The sequence below is a fragment of the Amycolatopsis sp. NPDC114484 genome (assembly GCF_055633755.1).
On record NZ_JBVKDQ010000018.1, the window covers coordinates 96,329 to 114,162 of the forward strand.

Below are 17,834 nucleotides of genomic sequence, written 5' to 3' on the forward strand. Positions count from 1 at the left end.
TGCGGCGGACCCCGGGCTGGTGCGTCAGTAGCCGAGCGCCTTGGCGACGGCCGCGGCGGACGGCGGCACGGTGGCCTTCGGGCCGATGTGGTTCTCGACCGCGTCGAGGGTCTTCAGGCCGTCGCCGGTGATGAGGAGGACGGTTTCGGCGTCCGGGTCGAGCTTGCCGGTTTCGATGAGCTTCTTCGCGGTCGCGACGGTGACGCCGCCCGCGGTCTCGGTGAAGATGCCTTCGGTGCGCGCGAGCAGCCGGATGCCTTCGACGACCTCTTCGTCGGTGACGTCCTCGATCGCGCCGCCGGTGCGGTTGACCACGTCGAGCACGTACGGGCCGTCGGCCGGGTTGCCGATCGCGAGCGAGCGGGCGATGGTGTCCGGCTTCACCGGCTGGATCACGTCGTGGCCGTTGCGGTACGCGGCGGAGACCGGCGAGCAGCCGGTGGCCTGCGCGCCGAACACCTTGTACGGGCTGGCGTCCACGAGGCCGAGCTGGCCCAGCTCGCGGAAACCCTTGTCCACCTTGGTGAGCTGGGAACCGGAGGCGATCGGCACGACGATCTGCTCGGGGAGGCGCCAGCCGAGCTGCTCGGCGACCTCGTAGGCGAGCGTCTTCGAGCCCTCGGAGTAGTACGGGCGGACGTTGACGTTCACGAACGCCCACTTCGGGTGCTCGCCGGCCAGTTCGGTGGCGAGCCGGTTCACGTCGTCGTAGTTGCCGTCGACGGCGATCAGGTCGCCGTCGTAGACCGCGGTGGTGAGGATCTTCGCGCGTTCGAGGTTCTTCGGGATCAGCACGACCGACCGCCAGCCGGCGCGGGCCGCCGCGGCGGCGGTCGCGTTGGCCAGGTTGCCGGTCGAGGGACACGCGAGGACCTCGAAGCCGAACTCGCGGGCCGCGGCGAGCGCGACGGCGACCACGCGGTCCTTGAACGAGTGCGTCGGGTTGCCGGTGTCGTCCTTGACCCACAGGCTCTTGAGGCCGAGCTCCTTCGCGAGCCGGTCGGCGCGCACGAGCCGGGTGCAGCCGGGTTCGGTGTTCGGGGTCTCCTCGACGGTCGAGGGGACGGGAAGGAGTTTCTTGTAACGCCAGATGTTGCGCGGGCCCGCCTCGATGTCCTCGCGGCGGACGCGGCCGAAGTCGTAGGCGACCTCGAGCGGCGAGAAGTCTTCCGCGGAGACGAATTCCGGAGCGAGCGGCTGCCGGTGCCCCTCTTCCTTCGACACCAGTTCGACGGCCGGACCGAGGTCGATCGTCTTGTTGGCGGAGGTGGCGCTGAGGGCTGCAGTCATCGCGAGGTTCCTTCCTCATCTGCCCCGCCGAAGCGGGCCGGAATTGGCACCGTGGTCGTCAGCTATCCCGCGATCGCGGGATGACAGGCTGTACGCCGGTTGCCGGGGCTTCGTCGGGCCGTTCCCTCTGCCCCTCTGGATGAGCGGTATTCGATTGTCGGAGCGCCGGTGGGCGCGTCCTCGGCTACACCGTACGACATCCCGATCAGCTCGTGCCACGGAGGCGGCCCACATCACCGGAGCGGACGGCCCGGCGGCCGGGTGAGAAGATGGCGGGGTGACCACCGCACCCGCGCCGCTGCACCTCGTCACGGGCGAGGAAGAACTGCTCATCGAACGGGCTGTGCGAGCCTCCCTCGACGCGGCCAGGGCCGCGGACCCGACGGCGGACCTCACGCGGACGCGGGTGTCCGATCTCACACCGCCCGTGCTGGCTGAGCTGGTCAGCCCCTCATTGTTCGCCGAGGGGCGCGTGATCGTGCTGGAGTCGGCGCAGGACATCTCGCAGGAGCTGTCCGACGCGGTCCTGGCGTACGTGAAGGCCCCGGCCGACGGCATCGTCCTCGTGGTCGTGCACAGCGGCGGCGGGCGGAGCAAGGCCGCGAAGGCGCTGCCCGGCGCGTTGAAAAAAGCGGGCGCGGAGATCACCGAATGCCCGAAGCTCACCAAGCCGGCCGAGCGCGAGGCGTTCGTCCGCAACGAGGTGCGCCGCGCGGGCGGCAAGATCGACGGCGCGGGCTTGCTGGCGCTGCTCGACTCGGTCGGCTCGGACCTGCGCGAGCTGTCCTCGGCGGCGACCCAGCTGGTCGCCGACACCGGGGGAGTCATCGACGAGCAGGCAGTCCGCCGCTATCACACCGGACGTGCCGACGTGACCGGCTTCGCGGTCGCGGAGAAGGCTGTCGCGGGCGACCGGGCGGCCGCGATGGAGTCGCTGCAGTGGGCGATGCAGCTGGGCGTTCCGCACGTCCTGGTGGCTGACGCGCTGGCCGACGCGGTCCGCACGATCGCCCGCGTGTCCGCCGCCGGGCGCGGCAATCCGAACCAGATGGCGGGCGAACTGGGCATGCCGCCGTGGAAGATCCGCAAGGCGCAGGGCCAGTCCCGCGGCTGGGGCCAGGACGGCCTGGCGACCGCGATGCGCGTCGTGGCGCGGCTGAACGCCGAGGTCAAGGGCGCGGCGGCCGATTCGAACTACGCCCTGCAGCGCGCGGTCCTCGAGGTGGTCGCGGCCAAGGGAGACCGCTGACGCCGAGGCGGGATCTGCTGCGTCGTCGCGACGGGGAAGCCTGGGGCGTTTCGCTGGACGCGATCGCGGCGGGGAAGCCTGGGGCGTTTCGCTGGACGCGATGACGATCGCCGAGTGCGGCCGTTGCCATGAGCCCGGCCCCAGGACACGGAAAAGGCCCGGCGGCCGAAGCCGCCGGGCCTTCCGGAAAGACTGCGCTCAGAGCTGGTTCGCGCGCTTCGCGAGAGCCGACTTCTTGTTCGCGGCCTGGTTGGCGTGGATGACGCCCTTGGTGACGGCCTTGTCGAGCTTGCGAGCGGCGTCGCGCTGCAGTTCGAGGGCCTTGTCCTTGTCACCGGCTTCGGCGGCCTCGCGGAACTTGCGGATCGCGGTCTTCACCGAGGACCGGATCGCCAGGTTGCGCTGCCGCGCCTTCTCGTTCGTGTCGATGCGCTTGACCTGCGACTTGATGTTGGCCATGGAGGCGTTCCTCTTTCACTCGGTGAAGGTCGCTGCCGCGTCTGTGTGGCTCCAGGCCTGCCCCGAGGGGCGGCCGGGTTTCCTCCCTGACGGAATGCCGCACGGCAACAGTCGAAAATCTTAACAGCCCTGCTCCCGGCCCCGGCGCGGGCCCCGGAGCCGCGAACCGCTCGGCATCGCGGCGGCGGCTCGGTTACGGTGGGATTCGGTAGTGCCTAGGGTTCCGTCGCCTGCCCGTGGTCCCGCAAAGCGGGTCGCGAAGACAACGAGGGCGGGCGGGCCTGGTCCGAGCGGCACCTTCGGCGGGACACCGAGCCCTGCCGTTCATCTGACGGGACAAAAGCCTGGAGGACCCGGTCTTCAGCGTGCGCTGAAAACCTGAAAGGGTCCCGGATGAACACCACTGCCCTCGCCATGGTCCTCGTCGCCGCGGTCGTGCACGCCGTGTGGAACCTCGCCGCCAAACGGGTTTCCGGCGGCGGTCCGCGGTTCGTCTGGCTGTACTACACGGTTTCCGCGGTGGCGATGCTCCCGGTGATCGCGGTCGCGCTCGCCGTCGAACCGGAACGTCCACAATGGACTTGGCTGCTCGCGGCGCTGGTCACCGCGGTCCTGCACGTGGTGTACGGGATCGTGCTGCAGCGCGGCTACGAGGTCGGCGACCTGTCGGTCGTCTACCCGCTGGCCCGCGGCACCGGGCCGCTGGTGTCGGTGCTCGTGGCCGTCACGGTCCTGGGGGAACGGCCGGGCGTGCTCGGGCTGGTCGGTGCCTTCCTCGTCGTCGCGGGCGTCCTGGTGATCAGTCTCGGCGGCAGCGCCGGCGACGCGAAGGCTCGTCGCGCCGGGGTGTTCTACGGCGTCGCCACCGGAACGGTCATCGCGGCTTACACGATTTGGGACGCGCATTCGGTCACGTCGCTCGGCGTGCCCCCGCTCGTCTACTTCGGCGGTGGGGCGATCGGCCAGAGCGTCCTGCTCGCGCCGGCCGCCGCCCGCGGCCGCTCCGAGATCAAGCGGCTGTGGCGCGATCATCGGCGCGAGGTGCTGATCGTCGGGCTGGCCTCGCCCGCCAGCTACCTGCTGGTCCTGTACGCCTTGCGGATCGCGCCGGTCAGCCTCGTCGCTCCGGCGCGCGAACTGTCGATCGTCTTCGGCGGGGTCGCCGCCTGGCTCGTGCTCCGCGAGCGCAACGCGGTGCGGCGGCTCGCCGGATCGCTGGTGGTGCTGGCGGGGATCGCCGCGATTGCGGTCGCCTGAGCGGCTCAGGTAGGCAGGAACCATGGACGTACTGAGCAGCCGGGTGCTGATCCACCCCCGCGACCACGAGGTGTCGACCGCGTTCTACCGCGACGCCCTCGGCCTCGCGATCGAGCGCGAGTTCCCTGGCGGCACGCGGTTTTTCGCCGGCGGCGGGTCGATCGAGGTGGTCGGCGCCGGCGAGGACGGGCCGGGTCCGGACGTCAATCTGTTCCTGCAGGTCCGCGATCTTCCGGCGACGCTGGCCGAACTGGCCGGACGCGGGGTCGAACCGGTGCGCGAGGCTCGCCGCGAACCGTGGGGCACCGACGAGGCGTGGATCGCCGACCCGGACGGGCTGCGGATCGTTCTCGTCGAGGTCCCGGAGGACCACCCGTTGCGCCGGGACAAGCGCTAGCTCGGTTTCACAGCCCGGAGCTGGGCGGCGAGGGCGGCGAACCCGGGCGGGTCCCAGGTCCAGGTCTGCAGGTCGGTGAATCCCGCGGCGGCGGCTTCGCCGGCGAGTTCGTGCCGGGTCACCGGAAGCCACTTCTCGTGCGCCGAGAGCAGCAGCCGCCCGCCTGGCCGCAGCACCCGGAACAACTCGGCGAAGCCCGCCGCGCGGTCGTCCCAGAGCTGGACGTTGTTCACGGTCAGCACGACGTCCGCGGTTTCGTCCGCGCAGCCGGTGCGGGCCGCGCTGCCCGCGCGCACCTCGGCGCGGTCGCCGCAGCGGTCCGTGCAGAGGTCGCGCATCTCGGGGGAGGGTTCGACGCCGATCACCTCGCCGGCGAGCTTGCTCGCCGCGTCGAGCCCGATGCCCGGACCAGGGCCGATGACGAGAACGGTCTCGTCGGGTTCGAGGCGGGCGAGGTCGACGACGCGGTGCTCCGTCGCGGCGTTGCTGACCGCCATCAGCTTGCCGCCGAGCTTGCCCAGCAGCCCGCTGGGGTGGCCGAAGGCCCGGTCGAGCGCGGCGTCGAGGACGCCGGGGCCGGGCGGCGAGGGGGAGGGTGAAGTGGTCATGCTTCGAGGTCATCACGAGACGCGCGGGCCCGCATCGGGGATGACCCCCACCCGCACCCGGAGGTCCATGGGACGATGGGGTACGGACATCCCCCACCATCCCGAGGACAGCCCGAGTGACAGCGCCCAAGACGTTCGCCGACACCACCTTCACGCCGCCGGAGTTGATCCGCAACTTCTGCATCATCGCCCACATCGACCACGGCAAGTCGACGCTGGCGGACCGGATGCTGCAGCTCACCGGCGTCGTCGAGGAGCGGGCCATGCGCGCGCAGTACCTCGACCGCATGGACATCGAGCGGGAACGCGGCATCACGATCAAGGCCCAGAACGTCCGGCTGCCGTGGCAGGTCGACGGCCAGGACCACGTCCTGCACCTGATCGACACGCCCGGCCACGTCGACTTCACCTACGAGGTCTCGCGGGCGCTGGAGGCGTGCGAGGGAGCGATCCTGCTGGTCGACGCCGCGCAGGGGATCGAGGCGCAGACGCTCGCGAACCTGTATCTCGCGCTCGAGAAAGACCTGCACATCATCCCGGTGCTGAACAAGATCGACCTGCCCTCGGCGGACCCGGACAAGTACGCGGCGGAGATCGCGCACATCATCGGCTGCGAGCCCTCGGACGTGCTGCGCGTGTCGGCGAAGACCGGCATGGGCGTGACCGAGCTGCTGGACGAGTGCGTGCGCCAGGTCCCGCCGCCGGTCGGCGACGCGGACGCGCCCGCCCGCGCGATGATCTTCGACTCGGTCTACGACACCTATCGCGGCGTCGTCACCTACATCCGCGTGGTGGACGGCAAGATCACGCCGCGCGAGAAGATCAAGATGATGTCGACCGGCGCGACGCACGAACTGCTCGAGGTCGGGATCATCTCGCCGGAGCCGAAGGCCAGCAAGGGACTCGGCGTCGGCGAGGTCGGCTACCTGATCACCGGCGTGAAGGACGTGCGGCAGTCGAAGGTCGGCGACACCGTGACCTCCGAGCGCCGCGGCGCGACGGAACCGCTGGCCGGCTACCGCGAACCGAAGCCGATGGTGTTCTCCGGGCTGTACCCGGTGGACGGCTCGGACTACCCGGAACTGCGCGAGGCGCTGGAGAAGCTGCAGCTCAACGACGCCGCGCTGACGTATGAGCCGGAGACGTCGGTGGCGCTGGGCTTCGGCTTCCGCTGCGGGTTCCTCGGCCTGCTGCACCTGGAGATCACCCGGGACCGGCTGGAGCGCGAATTCGGGCTGGACCTGATCTCGACCGCGCCGAACGTGGTGTACCGCGTGGTGCTGGAGGACCGCAGCGAGGTGATCGTCACGAACCCCTCGGACTGGCCGGGCGGGCTCAAGATCTCCGAGGTGCACGAGCCGGTGTCGAAGGTCAGCATCCTGGCGCCGTCGGAGTTCGTGGGCACGATCATGGAGCTGTGCCAGGCGAAACGCGGCGTCCTGCTGGGCATGGACTACCTCTCCGAGGACCGCGTCGAACTGCGCTACACGATCCCGCTGGCGGAGATCATCTTCGACTTCTTCGACACGCTGAAGTCGCGCACGCGCGGATACGCCTCGCTCGACTACGAGGAGTCCGGCGAGCAGGTGGCCGACCTGGTGAAGGTCGACATCCTGCTGCAGGGCGAGACGGTGGACGCGTTCTCCGCGATCGTGCACAAGGACGCTGCCTACACCTATGGAAACCGCATGGCGACGCGGTTGCGCGAACTGATTCCGCGGCAGCAGTTCGAGGTGCCGATCCAGGCGGCGATCGGTTCCCGGATCATCGCGCGGGAAACGATCCGCGCCATCCGCAAGGACGTGCTGGCCAAATGCTACGGCGGCGACATCTCGCGAAAGCGGAAACTGCTGGAGAAGCAGAAGGAAGGCAAGAAGCGGATGAAGACCGTCGGCCGGGTGGAGGTGCCGCAGGAAGCGTTCGTCGCGGCACTGTCCACTGAGGACAACGGGAAGAACAAGAAGTAGGTCCGCCTTCGGGTGAACGGCGGCTCCGGGTTTCCCGGAGCCGCCGTTTTTTGTCGGTGGGGGCTGGTGTTATCGACTGCGGACGGGGACTCTCTGGCGCGAACAGGGAAAGGAGAGCACCATGACGGTCATGGCGGAAATCCAGAATCCATCCGGGTCCGGTCCCCTGACGGTGCGGGACCTCGAGGGGATGCCGGATGATGGCCGCCGTTACGAACTCATCGACGGAGCGCTGCTCGTGACTCCGGCTCCCGGATACCGCCACCAGAAGATCGGATACCGGCTCTACCACGTGCTGGAGGCGGCTTGCCCGCCGCAGTTCGACGTCCTCGGCGCACCGTTCGCCGTGCACGTCGGCGACCGGATGGAGCTGCGACCTGATGTTCTGGTCGGCCGCAGCGAAGACTTCACCGCCAAGGACCTGCCCGTGCCCCCCGTGCTCGCCGTCGAGGTTCTGTCGCCGAGCACGTCGATCCACGACCTGAACACCAAGAAAGCGGTCTATGAACGGCTTCGGGTGCTGAGTTACTGGGTGATCGATCCGGCCGCCCCCGAACTGACTGTGTTCGAACTGGACGAGGACGGCTTTTACCAGCAGGTCGCCAAGGCCGCGGGAGCCGAGGTCTTCGAAGCGCGGCGGCCGTTCCCGGTCCGGGTGGTGCCCGAGATGCTCGTAGGGAGGGGCTGAGGGGCCGGTCGAACTCCGCGCGCCCCGCGCACGCGGTTCATCAGCCGTTCCCGATGATCCTGCCCACCTCCACGAACACCGCGGCGCGGCGTTCGGCGGCCATCACCCGGTCGTACTCCGCCCAGTCGTCGTGGGTTCCGGTGGCGGCGCGGAACACCTCGCGCAGCAGGGGCGGGAGGCCGTCGGCCGGGAAGGACGGGTCGGGGTCGTCCGGTCCGATCAGGCGGACCGGGCCGGTCACCGAGAGCCAGCGCCAGCCGCGGCGGAACGTCACGGTCGCGTGGCCGTTGCGGCGCAGCAGCGCGAGCTTGTGCGCACCGCCGACGGCGACGAAGCCCACGCTCGGCTTGCCGGTCACCGGGTCGTCCAGGATGCCCGCGTTCACCACGGACGCGTGCACGGTGCCGTCGGTGCGGGTCGTGGCCACGGTCGCGAGGCCGTTCTCCTCCGCCGACAGCGCGCGGAGCTGTTCCAGGGTTGCCGTCATGCTCTTCTGCAACGCGGCGGCGGCCCGGCGCATTTCCGGTCCGGCACTAGGCTCGGGGACATGTTCGATGATCTCGAGTTCCCGGTGATCGTGGCGCCGATGGCGGGCGGTCCGACGACTCCGCAGCTGGTCGGCGCCGTCACGAACGCGGGCGGGTTCGGTTTCCTCGCCGCCGGCTACCTCGGCCCGGAGACGCTGGACGCCCGGATCGCGCACACCGCCGACCTCACCGGCGGCCGGTTCGGCGTCAACCTGTTCGTTCCCGGCGGCCGGTCGGTGGCCGACCTCGCCGCGCACCGCGAACGGCTGCTCGCCGAAGCCGTGCGCTACGGCGTCGAACTCGGCGACCCGGTCTGGGACGACGACGAGTACCCGGCGAAGCTCGACCTCGTCGTGCGGCACCGGGTTCCGGTGGTGTCGTTCACGTTCGGCGCGCCGACGTCCGCCGAGGTGCAGCGAATCCATGAGGCCGGCGGCAAAGTCGCGGTCACCGTCACGAATCCGGAGGAAGCCGACCTCGCTGCCGCGCGCGGGGCCGACGCGCTGGTCGTGCAGGGCTTCGAGGCCGGCGGGCACCGTGGTCTGTTCACTGACGATCCGGGCAACCCGGCTGGCGGCGAGGAGTACGGCCTGCTCGCGCTGCTGCGTTTGCTCGGCGCGCGGACGAGCCTGCCGTTGATCGCGGCCGGGGGACTGGTCAACGGAGCCGACGTCGCGGCAGTGCTGGCGGCCGGTGCGTCGGCGGCGCAGCTGGGCACGGCCTTCTTGCTCGCGACGGAAGCCGGCACCGGCGACACCCAGCGGCGGGCGCTCGCCGAGGCTGGGCGGGCGACAGCGTTCACCCGCGCGTTCAGCGGACGCCCGGCGCGGGGCATGGTGAACCGCGTCCTGAGCGACCTCTCCGCGGACGCGCCCGCCGCGTATCCGCAGTTGCACCACCTCAGCAAACCGGTCCGCGGGGCAGCCGCCAAAGCTGGTGACCCGGAGGCGATGTCACTGTGGGCCGGGCAGACGTACCCGCTCGTCGGTGACGGTTCAGCGGCCTCGATCGTGGCCCGGCTGCGTACGGAGGCGAAGGCCGCGGCGGACCGGCTCGACCGGTTGCGCTGAGACTTCCGGAGCGAGAGCCTGGATCATGACGGCTTAACCGGTCGCGGAGATCGGATCACGGGGGGCCGGGAGATTCCTGCCGAACCCCCGGCGGTGCAATGGCTTGACGGTCGCGGTGCTCTGACTGCGGCCAGCGAGGGCTTCTCGCCGAAGCCGCGGCACCGGAACAGCTTGACCCGCCGTGCTGAGGTTCCGCCGGGCCGAGATGTGCTCATAGGTGGCGCGGCTCGAACAGCCGTGGCGAGGTGATTGCGCGCGGTATCGAAGAGAGCTGTCACGACGAGGTTTTCGGCGAGCGCGATGTGCGCGAGCGTCCCGGGATGATGCCCGATTATGCAGGAAAACTTCGGCGGAGCGGCCGCGGCGTCGCCCCAGCCGGGTGCACGCCAGCGAACCGGCGACAGCGCACAAAAAACGCGGGGGACGCCAGCAAAGCGTCCCCCGCGTCAAAGCGTCGCATCAGTCCGAAGTGGACTTCAGCCCGTCAGGCTCTCCGTCGCCGGAACCAGCGGACTCGCCGCGTTCCATCGCCGAATGCCGTTTGCTGTAGGAGAAGTAGATCACCATCCCGATCGCGAACCAGATCGCGAAGCGCAGCCACGTTTCCGGCTTCAGGAACGTGATCAGCCAGATCGAGAAGACCACCCCGATGATCGGCACCACCGGCATGCCCGGCGTCTTGAACGTGCGCGGCAGCTCGGGACGCTTGTAGCGCAGCACGATCACCGCGATGCACACGACCACGAACGCCAGCAGGATGCCGATGTTCGTCAGTTCCGCGGCCTCGCCGATCGGCAGCACGCCCGCGATCAACGCGGAGGCGGCGCCCAGGATCCACGTGATGCGCGACGGGACCTTGCGCACCGGGTGGGTCTTCGCGAACCACTTCGGCAGCAGGCCGTCGCGGCTCATCGAGTAGCCCACGCGCGTCGCGCCCATCAGGAAGGTGAACAGCACAGTCAGGATGCCGATGATCGCGCCTACCGCGATGATCGCGCCCAGCCAGCCGAGGCCGACCTTCGCGAACGCGCTCGAGAACGCCGCTTCCGGGTTGATGTCGGTGTACTTCACCATGCCGGTCAGCACCAGACAGGCCAGCACGTACAGCACCATCGAGATCGCGAGCGAGTAGATGATCGCCTTCGGCATGTGCTTCTGCGAGTCCTGCGACTCCTCGGCCGCGGTCGACATGGCGTCGTAGCCGAAGACCGCGAAGAACACTGTCGCCGCGCCGGTGAACGCGCCGCTGAGGCCGAACGGGAAGAAGTTGCTGTAGTTGCCGCTCTGGATGTGGAAGGCGCCGACCACGATCACCAGCAGCACCAAGCCGACCTTCAGATACACCAGCAGCGTTTCGAAGCGCGCCGCGTTCTTCATGCCCTGGTTGAGGATGAAGGCGATCAGCAGGCACAACAGCACCGCGAACAGGTTGATCTTGTACGACCCTGGTTCGACGCCCGCCGGTTCCGTCCCCGGCGCGCCGGACATCCAGTGCGGCAGCGACACGTGCAGGAAACCCAGCAGGTCGTTGAAATAGCCCGAGATCCCGATCGCCACCACGGACACGATCGCGGTGTACTCCAGCAGCAGGTCCCAGCCGATGAACCAGCCGACGATCTCGCCGAGCACCGCGTACCCGTAGGTGTAGGCGGAGCCCGCGCGCGGGATGAGCCCGGCGAACTCGGCGTAGGAGAACGCCGCCGCGGCGCTCGCGATGCCCGCGATCAGGAACGAGATCAGCACGGCCGGGCCCGCGGTCTTGTTCGCGACCGCCCCGGCGAGCGAGAAGATGCCGGCGCCGATGATGCCGCCGACGCCGATCGCGGTCAGCTGCCGCAGGCCGAGCGTGCGCTGCAGGCCGCTTTCGCCGGCCTGCTCGATGGTTTCGATCGGCTTCCGCCGGAAGATCCCGGACCCGGAGCCCAGGTTAGGGCCGCGCGGAGCTGACATCGATGTCTCCTCAGACTGGTGGTTCTGCCAGGACCAGGGTTCCGGGTCCTGGCAGGGCACCGTACCTGGCGGCGCCCCGCCTGTCACCGACGCCGCAGTGTGACGATCTCGCCAGTCCGAGTCACCCGGTCGCGGAGTCGTCCTCGACGTCGTTGACCGTGGGCGCCAGGCGCGCGGTCGAGCGGACCGCGCCCGCGGCGAAGAAGGTGAGCAGTTCCGCGACCTCGGCCGGGTCGTCCAGCTGCGGGCAGTGGCCCCAGTCCTCGCGGACGACGAGCCTGCTGTGCGGCACCAGAGTGTGCAGCTTCCGCCCGGACGCGGCCGTCACCAGTTTGTCCTTGCCGCACGCGACCGCGAGCAGCGGGATCTTGATCTGGTCGAGCCGGTAGGCGTCGGCCAGCTCCGCGACGAGCTGCCGGGCCTCTTCGAGCCGGGACGTGGTGGCCCGGTAGTCGGGAAAGAGCGTGGTGAACCGCCGGACCTGGCCCGCGTCGGCGTGGCGCGAGTCGGCGTAGAGGATCCGCGGCACGAGCTGTTCGGCGACCGCGCGGACCAGGAAACCCGGCACCGGCAACGGAAGCGAGGAGTACAGCCGCAGCGGCAGCGGGTTGCGCCCGACTGTGCGCACCAGCCACGAATCGACGAAACCGGGTGCGGCGATCGACACCGCGCCCGCGGTCGGCAGCCGGTGGTTCTGCGCCGCGCGCAGGCTCATCGTGCCGCCGAGCGAGTTGCCCGCGAGCACCACCGGGCCGAGCACGGCCTGCTCGCGCACCACCGCGGCGGTGAACGCGTCGAGTTGCGGCAGCATCGGACCGGGGCGCAGCGGCTGCGCGTCCCCGAAGCCGGGAAGATCGACAGCGATCGCGGCGATGCCCGCCGCGGCTAGTTCTCCGAGTACTGGACGCCACGTGTCGGCACTGTCGCAATACCCGTGGAGCAACACGAGCCGAGGCGCGCGGGGTTTCCCCTCGCCCTTGCGGCGCGTGCGCTTGGGTGCGGGCGCCTCGGCGACGGGCGGCCCGACCTCCAGCACGCGCGTGCGCATGCCGGCGAACCGTCGGAAGGACTCCCGGATCGGCTCCGGTTCGCTGGGATTCCGGCCGCCCCGGCCGGCGGGGACTGGCCGCTGCGTCGCGGTCATGTTCTCCAGGTTAACCGCCCAAGGTCGAGTTCTGGTCGAATTTTGGGGGTCACTATCTGATTGCGAAGCTGGGGTGTTGACGATTCACCGGAGAGCAGGTAAAAGCGCTGACCTGGACTCTTCCGGATAGGAAAAGCCCAGGTCAGCGCCGTAGGGTCACGTTCAGCGGGTGAAGACGATCTTGCCCGCGGTCTCCCCGGCGGCCATCGCGGCGAATCCCGCGGGGGCCTCCGTAAGGGGGAGCTCCGTGCCGATCTGCGGCTTGATGCCCTTCAGATCGAGGTAGGCGAGCAGGTCGGCGAGCTCGTCGCGGGTGCCCATGGTCGAGCCGAGGACCCGCAGCTGCAGGAAGAAAACCCGCTGCAGGTCGGCCGACGGGTCGGGGCCGCTGGTCGAACCGGACACCACGACCACGCCGCCCGGCTTCAGCGATTTGAGCGTGTGCCCCCAGGTGGCCTTGCCGACGGTCTCGAACACCGCGTCCACCCGCTCGGGCAGCCGCGCGCCGGACTCGAACGTCTGGTGCGCGCCGACGCTCTCGGCCAGCGCGCGCTTCTCCTCGGTGCGCCCGGTGACCCACACGCGGAACCCGGCCGCGCGGCCGAGCGCGATCAGCGCGGTCGACACCCCGCCGGAGGCGCCCTGCACCAGCATTGTCTGACCCGGCCGCAGATCCGACTTCACGAACAGCATCCGGTACGCGGTGAGCCACGCGGTGCCCATCGTCGCGCCCTCGGCGAAGCTCAGGCCCGCCGGTTTCGGCACCGCGTTGCGGGCCGGGACCACGACCTGGGCCGCGAACGTGCCCTGGTGCTTCTCGGTGAGCAGGGTGCGCTTCGGGTCGAGCGTGTCGTCGCCCTGCCAGCCCGGCGCGTTGATCACCGAATGCAGCACGACCTCGGTGCCGTCGTCGAGCGTGCCCGCTCCGTCGCAGCCGAGGATCATCGGGAACTGGTCGGCCTTGATGCCGACGCCGCGCAAGGTCCACAGGTCGTGCATGTTCAGGCTGGCGGCTTCGACGTGCACCCGGACCCAGCCTTCGGGCACTTCGGGTTCCGGCCGCTCGCCGACGACCAGCGAATCGAGCGGGGACTCGGCGTTGGGTTCCTGCGCGTATACGGCGAACATGGCAGCAACCTACCTCCCCTGCGCGACCCGGCGCAGGCGAGCGCGCGTAGGCTCACACTCGTGTTCGACGGGCTGGCCAACTGGTGGGACGGGGTCGAGCTGTGGCTTGCCCAGGCCTGGTTCCCCGTGCAGTTCGTGCTGGTGATGGCGGTGCTCGTGCCGCTGTGCCTGCTCGCCGCGTGGGCCATCGACAAGCTGGTCGAACGCTTCGGCCGCCGGTTCGGCACGGCCCGTGACGACGACGGTCCCGGCCGCTCCTAAGCTGGCACACCATGGTCAACCGTAGGCGGATCACCGCCGCGCTCGTCGGTCTCCTCGTGCTGGTGCTCGGCGGGTGGCTCGTCAAGGAAACCGCCGGCTCCTCGGATTCGCCGGCGCCCTCGTCCTCGTCGGGCGCTCCCGCCGCCGCTTCCGGGAAGGTGCCGGGAGCCGATTCCAAGCTGCCGGTCAAGCCGTTGTCGTCGCTGCCTTCGCAGGCGAAGGACACCTGGGGCCTGATCCAGAAGGGCGGGCCCTATCCGTATCCGCGCAACGACGACGTCGTCTTCCAGAACCGGGAGAAAGTGCTGCCCGCGGAGAAGAACGGCTATTACCACGAATACACCGTGAAGACGCCGGGGAGCCCGGACCGAGGGGCCCGCCGGTTGATCACAGGGGCGGGGAAAGAGTTGTATTACACAGCCGATCATTACGCGTCGTTCGTCGTTGTGGATCCCGCGCGGTGAGCGGCGGCGAGACGGCGCGGGCCGCGGCGGACGCGGCCTTCGCGCGCGGGGCTTATCCGCATCAGGTCGACGGGGCGCGGACGCTGGACAAGCTGTCCACTTTGGACGCGATCGGCGAGGCGCTGTCTTTTCCGTCTTATTTCGGGCGGAATCTGGACGCGTTGTACGACATGCTCACGGATTTGTCGTGGCTGCCGACCGGCGAGCACGTGCTGATCTGGACCGGGTCGGACGGATTGAAAGCGGCCGAGCCCAAGGCTTATTTGGCGGTGCGAAGCGTGCTGTCGGACGCGCAGCGGGCGATGGGCTCCGGAGCGCGGCGGCTGACCTTGGTGCTGGTGGATTCCTGAAGCTGTGAGGGGAACCCGGAGGGAATCAGAGTCCGTCCGGGTTCCCCTCACGGACGGCGTCAGTCCTGCGGGACCCAGTTCGGCTTGCGCTTCTGGGCGAAGGCCTGGATGCCTTCCTGGCCCTCTTCGCTGGCGAAGAAGCCCGCGGAGAGGGCGTTCATGTCCGCGAAGCCTTCGGCCGGAGTGGCCGGGCGCGGGCGGGCCAGCAGTTCCTTGGTGGCGGCCAAGGCTTTCGGGCCGCCCAGGGTCAGCGACTTGAGGTAGCCCTCGACCGTCTTGTCCAGGTCCTCGGCCGGCACGCAGGCGTTCAGGAGACCGATCTCCACCGCGCGCTTCGCGTCGAAGACGTCGCCGGTCAGGAACAGTTCGTGGGCGGCCCGGGCGTTCAGCCGCGGGAGCACCGTCAGGCTGATGACCGCCGGGACGACGCCGATGCGGACTTCCGAGAAGGCGAAGGTCGCTTCCGGGACCGCGACCGCGATGTCGCACGCGGCGACCATGCCGATGCCGCCCGCGCGAGCGGGCCCGGCCAGCCGGGCGACGACCGGCTTCGGGCTCGTCCACAGCTGGTCCAGGATCCGCGGGAACTCGTTCACGCCCTGGTCGGACGAGCCGGCGCCGCGGGCTTCCTTCAAGTCCATGCCCGCGCAGAAGACCGGGCCGGTGTGGGTCAGCTGCACCACGCGCACCGCGTCGTCCTCGCGAGCCTTGGTCAGCGACTCGCTCAGTTCCCGCCGCAGCTGCGCCGACAGCGCGTTGCGGTTGTGCGGGGAGTCCAGGGTGATCGTGGCGATGCCGGCCGCCACCTCGTAGTGCACCAGTTCGTCAGCCATGCCTGACACTTTCGCACACCGCCTGCCCGGGAGCGGGTGTGAAGTTGATGCATGAAAATCCGTGCATCAAAACTCGTGCACCGCTACCTTGGGAGCATGGCAGACCCTCGTCCCGCTGATCTGAAAGCCCTCAAAGCTCTCGCGAGCCCGTTGCGGCAGCGGATTCTCGAGGCGCTCGCCGCGTCCGGGCCGGCGACGTCGACGACGCTCGCCGAGCGGTTGGGCGTCACCAGCGGCGGGACCAGTTACAACCTGCGGATCCTGGCGGAGAACGGGTTCGTCGAGGAGCTTCCCGAACGCGCGCGCGGGCGGGAGCGCTGGTGGCGCGTGGCGGATTACGACCTGCGGTTGCCGCCTGCGGACGAGCGCGACGATCCGGCCAAGGCGGCGATCGGCGAACTGCACCGGCTGTGGCTCGCGGGCGACACCGAACTGTACGAACGGTTCGAGCGCGACCGGCCGCGGCTCGGGGAGTGGGCGGACGCGGTCCCGTACTCGCGCGGCGCGATCACCGTGACGCTGGACGAGCTGGGCGACTTCTTCGAGGCGTATCTCGCCTTGCTGCGCCGCTATCAGCGGCCGGACGACAAGACGCCGGAGGGGGCGCGCCGGGTCGAGACGCGGATGATCGCGTTCCCGGCGTCGGCCGGAGAGGAGGCCGGCCAGGGCTGACTTCAAGGAAGGCCCTGGGTGCCGAGCGGCCACTCGGCACCCAGGAATAAGGGAAAACGCGCACGATCTCCCGAAGCAAGGAGAACACTTCATGCTGCCCTGGGGCAAATCGCGGCTCGCCGCCGCGATCCTCGTGCTGGGCTCGGTCCTGCCGACCGCCCAGCCGGTACAAGCACCGCCGCCGGACGACGTCAGTTTCGCCGGCGCCGGCGGAATCACGTTGCACGGCACGGTATTCCGGCCGGAAGGACCGGCGAAGTCTGCGATCGTCCTGCAAGGCGGGTCGGATTGGCGGACGCGGGACAACCTGCGGTTGCAGGCCGGGATGTTCACGCGGCTCGGTGTCACGACCCTCGTGTACGACCGGCGTACCAGCGGTTATTCCAAGACCCAGCGCGACTACGGCGTGCTGGCGGACGATCTGGTCTCGGCGGTGCGCGCGTTGCGGGCTCAGCCGGGAATCAACGACGTTGGCGTCTGGGGCGTCAGCGAGGGTGCCTGGGTCGCGCCGCTCGCGGCGACGCGGACGGCCGACATCTCGTATGTGATCACGGTCGGCGGATCCGGGTTGGGCGGAGCAAGGCAGACCTCGTGGTATTGGGGGAATGTCCTTCGCCATCAAGGGATTTCCGGTTCCCTGCTGACGACGTTGCCGGTGCGGGCCACGCGCCTCGTGGTCGGAGCGGGACTGTTTCCCGAGGCGGATTACGACCCGGTGCCGGTGTTGCGGCGGCTGAAACAGCCGATCCTGGCGTTGTGGGGCGACCTCGACATCAACCACGCGCCGGTCGAAAGCTCCCGGATCTTCGCGGAAGCGCTCGCTGCGCACCCGGACCACACGATTCGGTTCGTCGCGGGCGGCGGGCCGGATCTGTACGCGACCAGCGACGCCGGGTTCGACTGGCAGCCTCGAGTGGTGCCCGGTTATCCGGCGGCGGTCGGGGAATGGCTGGCGGATCGGCAGGGCGTGCATGTCGAGACTGCGGCGTTCACGCAGCGGCCGACGGAAGCGCTCCGGCCGCTCGCCTGGTGGGAATCTGTTTGGGCGCAAGGGATCGCGCTCGCCTTGTTGCTCGGCGGGTTCGCGGTCGGCGGCGTGGTTTCGCTGATGCGTCGCCGGGGGACGAGGTCGTCGCGGTGGCTGGCCGGGCTGGGGACGGCGACTGTCGCTGGCTTCGTCGGATTGCTGGGCTGGGCGCAGCTGTCCGGGATGAAGGATCTCGGGCCGGTGCTCGCCGGGCGGCCGCTGCCGTGGCTCGCGGTGCAAGCGCTGGCGGTCGCGACGGTCGTGGCGTTGGCGGTAACCGTTGCGGGGCTGCGGAAACCGGACGGGCGGCGCGGGGCGATCGCGCCGCTCGTGGCCGGGCTGGTGTTCGTGCCGTGGGCGGTCTACTGGGGATTGCTGCTGCCGTGAACCGGGCGCGGGCGCACGAGCGCCGGGGGGTGGCGCTGTGCGGGGCAACAGCAAGGGACGGTGGTGAGAAAAAGAGTCCGGTCTTTGGAAAACCACACCCGCGTGG

Annotated in this window: 19 protein-coding genes and 1 riboswitch; of the genes, 11 read left to right on the forward strand and 8 right to left on the reverse strand. The window is 69.8% G+C overall.

Features of this window, described 5'->3' with window-relative positions:
- Positions 1-24: 24 nt before the first annotated feature.
- Positions 25-1,290: a threonine synthase gene (gene thrC, locus ACZ7SW_RS34435; protein WP_470234542.1), complete on the reverse strand. Its 1,266-nt coding sequence runs from the start codon at positions 1,288-1,290 to the stop codon at positions 25-27.
- A gap of 12 nt (positions 1,291-1,302) precedes the next feature.
- Positions 1,303-1,436: riboswitch (SAM riboswitch) on the reverse strand.
- 131 nt (positions 1,437-1,567) lie between these two features.
- Between thrC and holA the strand changes: the two genes are divergently transcribed.
- Positions 1,568-2,539 (forward strand): DNA polymerase III subunit delta, encoded by a 972-nt coding sequence (holA, locus tag ACZ7SW_RS34440; RefSeq protein ID WP_470234543.1) that lies wholly within the window; start codon positions 1,568-1,570, stop codon positions 2,537-2,539.
- A gap of 198 nt (positions 2,540-2,737) precedes the next feature.
- Here holA and rpsT read toward each other — a convergent pair whose 3' ends face one another.
- The gene (rpsT, locus tag ACZ7SW_RS34445; protein ID WP_116200451.1) at positions 2,738-2,998 is read right to left on the reverse strand and encodes a 30S ribosomal protein S20; all 261 of its coding nucleotides are present in this window, start codon (positions 2,996-2,998) and stop codon (positions 2,738-2,740) included.
- Between the two features lie 393 nt (positions 2,999-3,391).
- Here rpsT and ACZ7SW_RS34450 point away from each other — a divergent pair, with 393 nt between their 5' ends.
- Positions 3,392-4,255, forward strand: a complete 864-nt coding sequence (locus ACZ7SW_RS34450) for a DMT family transporter (protein WP_470234544.1) — start codon at positions 3,392-3,394, stop codon at positions 4,253-4,255.
- A 22-nt stretch (positions 4,256-4,277) separates the two neighbouring features.
- A complete protein-coding gene (locus ACZ7SW_RS34455; protein WP_470234545.1) occupies positions 4,278-4,652 on the forward strand; it encodes a VOC family protein in 375 nt (124 codons plus the stop codon).
- On the opposite strand, the gene ACZ7SW_RS34460 is transcribed toward ACZ7SW_RS34455, so the two are convergent.
- The gene (locus tag ACZ7SW_RS34460; protein ID WP_470234546.1) at positions 4,649-5,260 is read right to left on the reverse strand and encodes a class I SAM-dependent methyltransferase; all 612 of its coding nucleotides are present in this window, start codon (positions 5,258-5,260) and stop codon (positions 4,649-4,651) included. The two genes, ACZ7SW_RS34455 and ACZ7SW_RS34460, sit on opposite strands and share 4 nt — an antisense overlap.
- A gap of 116 nt (positions 5,261-5,376) precedes the next feature.
- Here ACZ7SW_RS34460 and lepA point away from each other — a divergent pair, with 116 nt between their 5' ends.
- The gene (gene lepA, locus ACZ7SW_RS34465; RefSeq protein WP_470234547.1) at positions 5,377-7,227 is read left to right on the forward strand and encodes a translation elongation factor 4; all 1,851 of its coding nucleotides are present in this window, start codon (positions 5,377-5,379) and stop codon (positions 7,225-7,227) included.
- Between the two features lie 121 nt (positions 7,228-7,348).
- Positions 7,349-7,915, forward strand: a complete 567-nt coding sequence (locus tag ACZ7SW_RS34470) for a Uma2 family endonuclease (RefSeq protein ID WP_470234548.1) — start codon at positions 7,349-7,351, stop codon at positions 7,913-7,915.
- 40 nt (positions 7,916-7,955) lie between these two features.
- On the opposite strand, the gene ACZ7SW_RS34475 is transcribed toward ACZ7SW_RS34470, so the two are convergent.
- Positions 7,956-8,402: a pyridoxamine 5'-phosphate oxidase family protein gene (locus ACZ7SW_RS34475; RefSeq protein WP_470234549.1), complete on the reverse strand. Its 447-nt coding sequence runs from the start codon at positions 8,400-8,402 to the stop codon at positions 7,956-7,958.
- A 60-nt stretch (positions 8,403-8,462) separates the two neighbouring features.
- On the opposite strand from ACZ7SW_RS34475, the gene ACZ7SW_RS34480 reads away from it, so the two are divergent.
- Entirely contained in the window at positions 8,463-9,512 is a 1,050-nt protein-coding gene (locus ACZ7SW_RS34480) for an NAD(P)H-dependent flavin oxidoreductase (RefSeq protein ID WP_470234550.1), read from the forward strand.
- Between the two features lie 459 nt (positions 9,513-9,971).
- Here ACZ7SW_RS34480 and ACZ7SW_RS34485 read toward each other — a convergent pair whose 3' ends face one another.
- The 3 genes from ACZ7SW_RS34485 to ACZ7SW_RS34495 all read right to left on the reverse strand — a co-directional run bounded on the left by ACZ7SW_RS34485 (position 9,972) and on the right by ACZ7SW_RS34495 (position 13,734).
- Positions 9,972-11,462, reverse strand: coding sequence for an amino acid permease (locus ACZ7SW_RS34485; protein WP_470234551.1), 1,491 nt, complete (start codon positions 11,460-11,462; stop codon positions 9,972-9,974).
- Positions 11,463-11,583: 121 nt separating this feature from the next.
- The gene (locus ACZ7SW_RS34490; RefSeq protein ID WP_470234552.1) at positions 11,584-12,606 is read right to left on the reverse strand and encodes an alpha/beta fold hydrolase; all 1,023 of its coding nucleotides are present in this window, start codon (positions 12,604-12,606) and stop codon (positions 11,584-11,586) included.
- Between the two features lie 162 nt (positions 12,607-12,768).
- Positions 12,769-13,734: a zinc-binding dehydrogenase gene (locus ACZ7SW_RS34495; protein WP_470234553.1), complete on the reverse strand. Its 966-nt coding sequence runs from the start codon at positions 13,732-13,734 to the stop codon at positions 12,769-12,771.
- A gap of 60 nt (positions 13,735-13,794) precedes the next feature.
- Here ACZ7SW_RS34495 and ACZ7SW_RS34500 point away from each other — a divergent pair, with 60 nt between their 5' ends.
- Genes ACZ7SW_RS34500 through ACZ7SW_RS34510 form a run of 3 tightly spaced genes read left to right on the forward strand, consistent with a single transcriptional unit; the run spans position 13,795 to position 14,809 of the window.
- Entirely contained in the window at positions 13,795-13,995 is a 201-nt protein-coding gene (locus ACZ7SW_RS34500) for a hypothetical protein (RefSeq protein ID WP_452079103.1), read from the forward strand.
- 11 nt (positions 13,996-14,006) lie between these two features.
- Positions 14,007-14,459, forward strand: coding sequence for a guanyl-specific ribonuclease (locus tag ACZ7SW_RS34505; protein WP_470234554.1), 453 nt, complete (start codon positions 14,007-14,009; stop codon positions 14,457-14,459).
- Positions 14,456-14,809 carry a barstar family protein gene (locus ACZ7SW_RS34510; protein ID WP_470234555.1) on the forward strand — a complete coding sequence of 118 codons (354 nt, stop codon included), beginning with the start codon at positions 14,456-14,458 and terminating at the stop codon, positions 14,807-14,809. The genes ACZ7SW_RS34505 and ACZ7SW_RS34510 overlap by 4 nt, the downstream gene beginning before the upstream one ends.
- Before the next feature lie 59 nt (positions 14,810-14,868).
- On the opposite strand, the gene ACZ7SW_RS34515 is transcribed toward ACZ7SW_RS34510, so the two are convergent.
- Entirely contained in the window at positions 14,869-15,642 is a 774-nt protein-coding gene (locus ACZ7SW_RS34515; RefSeq protein WP_470234556.1) for an enoyl-CoA hydratase-related protein, read from the reverse strand.
- 96 nt (positions 15,643-15,738) lie between these two features.
- On the opposite strand from ACZ7SW_RS34515, the gene ACZ7SW_RS34520 reads away from it, so the two are divergent.
- Both ACZ7SW_RS34520 and ACZ7SW_RS34525 read left to right on the forward strand, forming a co-directional pair.
- On the forward strand, positions 15,739-16,314 hold the full coding sequence (locus tag ACZ7SW_RS34520; RefSeq protein ID WP_470234557.1) for an ArsR/SmtB family transcription factor: 576 nt from the start codon (positions 15,739-15,741) through the stop codon (positions 16,312-16,314).
- A 91-nt stretch (positions 16,315-16,405) separates the two neighbouring features.
- A complete protein-coding gene (locus ACZ7SW_RS34525; protein ID WP_470234558.1) occupies positions 16,406-17,728 on the forward strand; it encodes an alpha/beta hydrolase family protein in 1,323 nt (440 codons plus the stop codon).
- Positions 17,729-17,834: the final 106 nt, after the last annotated feature.

Bases quoted from the DNA above. Each gene is read 5' to 3' on its own strand.
- ACZ7SW_RS34470 (WP_470234548.1), top strand. From the start codon at position 7,349: ATGACGGTCATGGCGGAAATCCAGAATCCATCCGGGTCCGGTCCCCTG.
- ACZ7SW_RS34490 (WP_470234552.1), bottom strand. From the start codon at position 12,606: ATGACCGCGACGCAGCGGCCAGTCCCCGCCGGCCGGGGCGGCCGGAAT.
- ACZ7SW_RS34475 (WP_470234549.1), bottom strand. From the start codon at position 8,402: ATGACGGCAACCCTGGAACAGCTCCGCGCGCTGTCGGCGGAGGAGAAC.
- ACZ7SW_RS34515 (WP_470234556.1), bottom strand. From the start codon at position 15,642: ATGGCTGACGAACTGGTGCACTACGAGGTGGCGGCCGGCATCGCCACG.
- ACZ7SW_RS34505 (WP_470234554.1), top strand. From the start codon at position 14,007: ATGGTCAACCGTAGGCGGATCACCGCCGCGCTCGTCGGTCTCCTCGTG.
- ACZ7SW_RS34520 (WP_470234557.1), top strand. From the start codon at position 15,739: ATGGCAGACCCTCGTCCCGCTGATCTGAAAGCCCTCAAAGCTCTCGCG.
- ACZ7SW_RS34525 (WP_470234558.1), top strand. From the start codon at position 16,406: ATGCTGCCCTGGGGCAAATCGCGGCTCGCCGCCGCGATCCTCGTGCTG.
- ACZ7SW_RS34455 (WP_470234545.1), top strand. From the start codon at position 4,278: ATGGACGTACTGAGCAGCCGGGTGCTGATCCACCCCCGCGACCACGAG.
- ACZ7SW_RS34485 (WP_470234551.1), bottom strand. From the start codon at position 11,462: ATGTCAGCTCCGCGCGGCCCTAACCTGGGCTCCGGGTCCGGGATCTTC.
- thrC (WP_470234542.1), bottom strand. From the start codon at position 1,290: ATGACTGCAGCCCTCAGCGCCACCTCCGCCAACAAGACGATCGACCTC.
- ACZ7SW_RS34460 (WP_470234546.1), bottom strand. From the start codon at position 5,260: ATGACCACTTCACCCTCCCCCTCGCCGCCCGGCCCCGGCGTCCTCGAC.
- ACZ7SW_RS34450 (WP_470234544.1), top strand. From the start codon at position 3,392: ATGAACACCACTGCCCTCGCCATGGTCCTCGTCGCCGCGGTCGTGCAC.
- rpsT (WP_116200451.1), bottom strand. From the start codon at position 2,998: ATGGCCAACATCAAGTCGCAGGTCAAGCGCATCGACACGAACGAGAAG.
- ACZ7SW_RS34495 (WP_470234553.1), bottom strand. From the start codon at position 13,734: ATGTTCGCCGTATACGCGCAGGAACCCAACGCCGAGTCCCCGCTCGAT.
- ACZ7SW_RS34480 (WP_470234550.1), top strand. From the start codon at position 8,463: ATGTTCGATGATCTCGAGTTCCCGGTGATCGTGGCGCCGATGGCGGGC.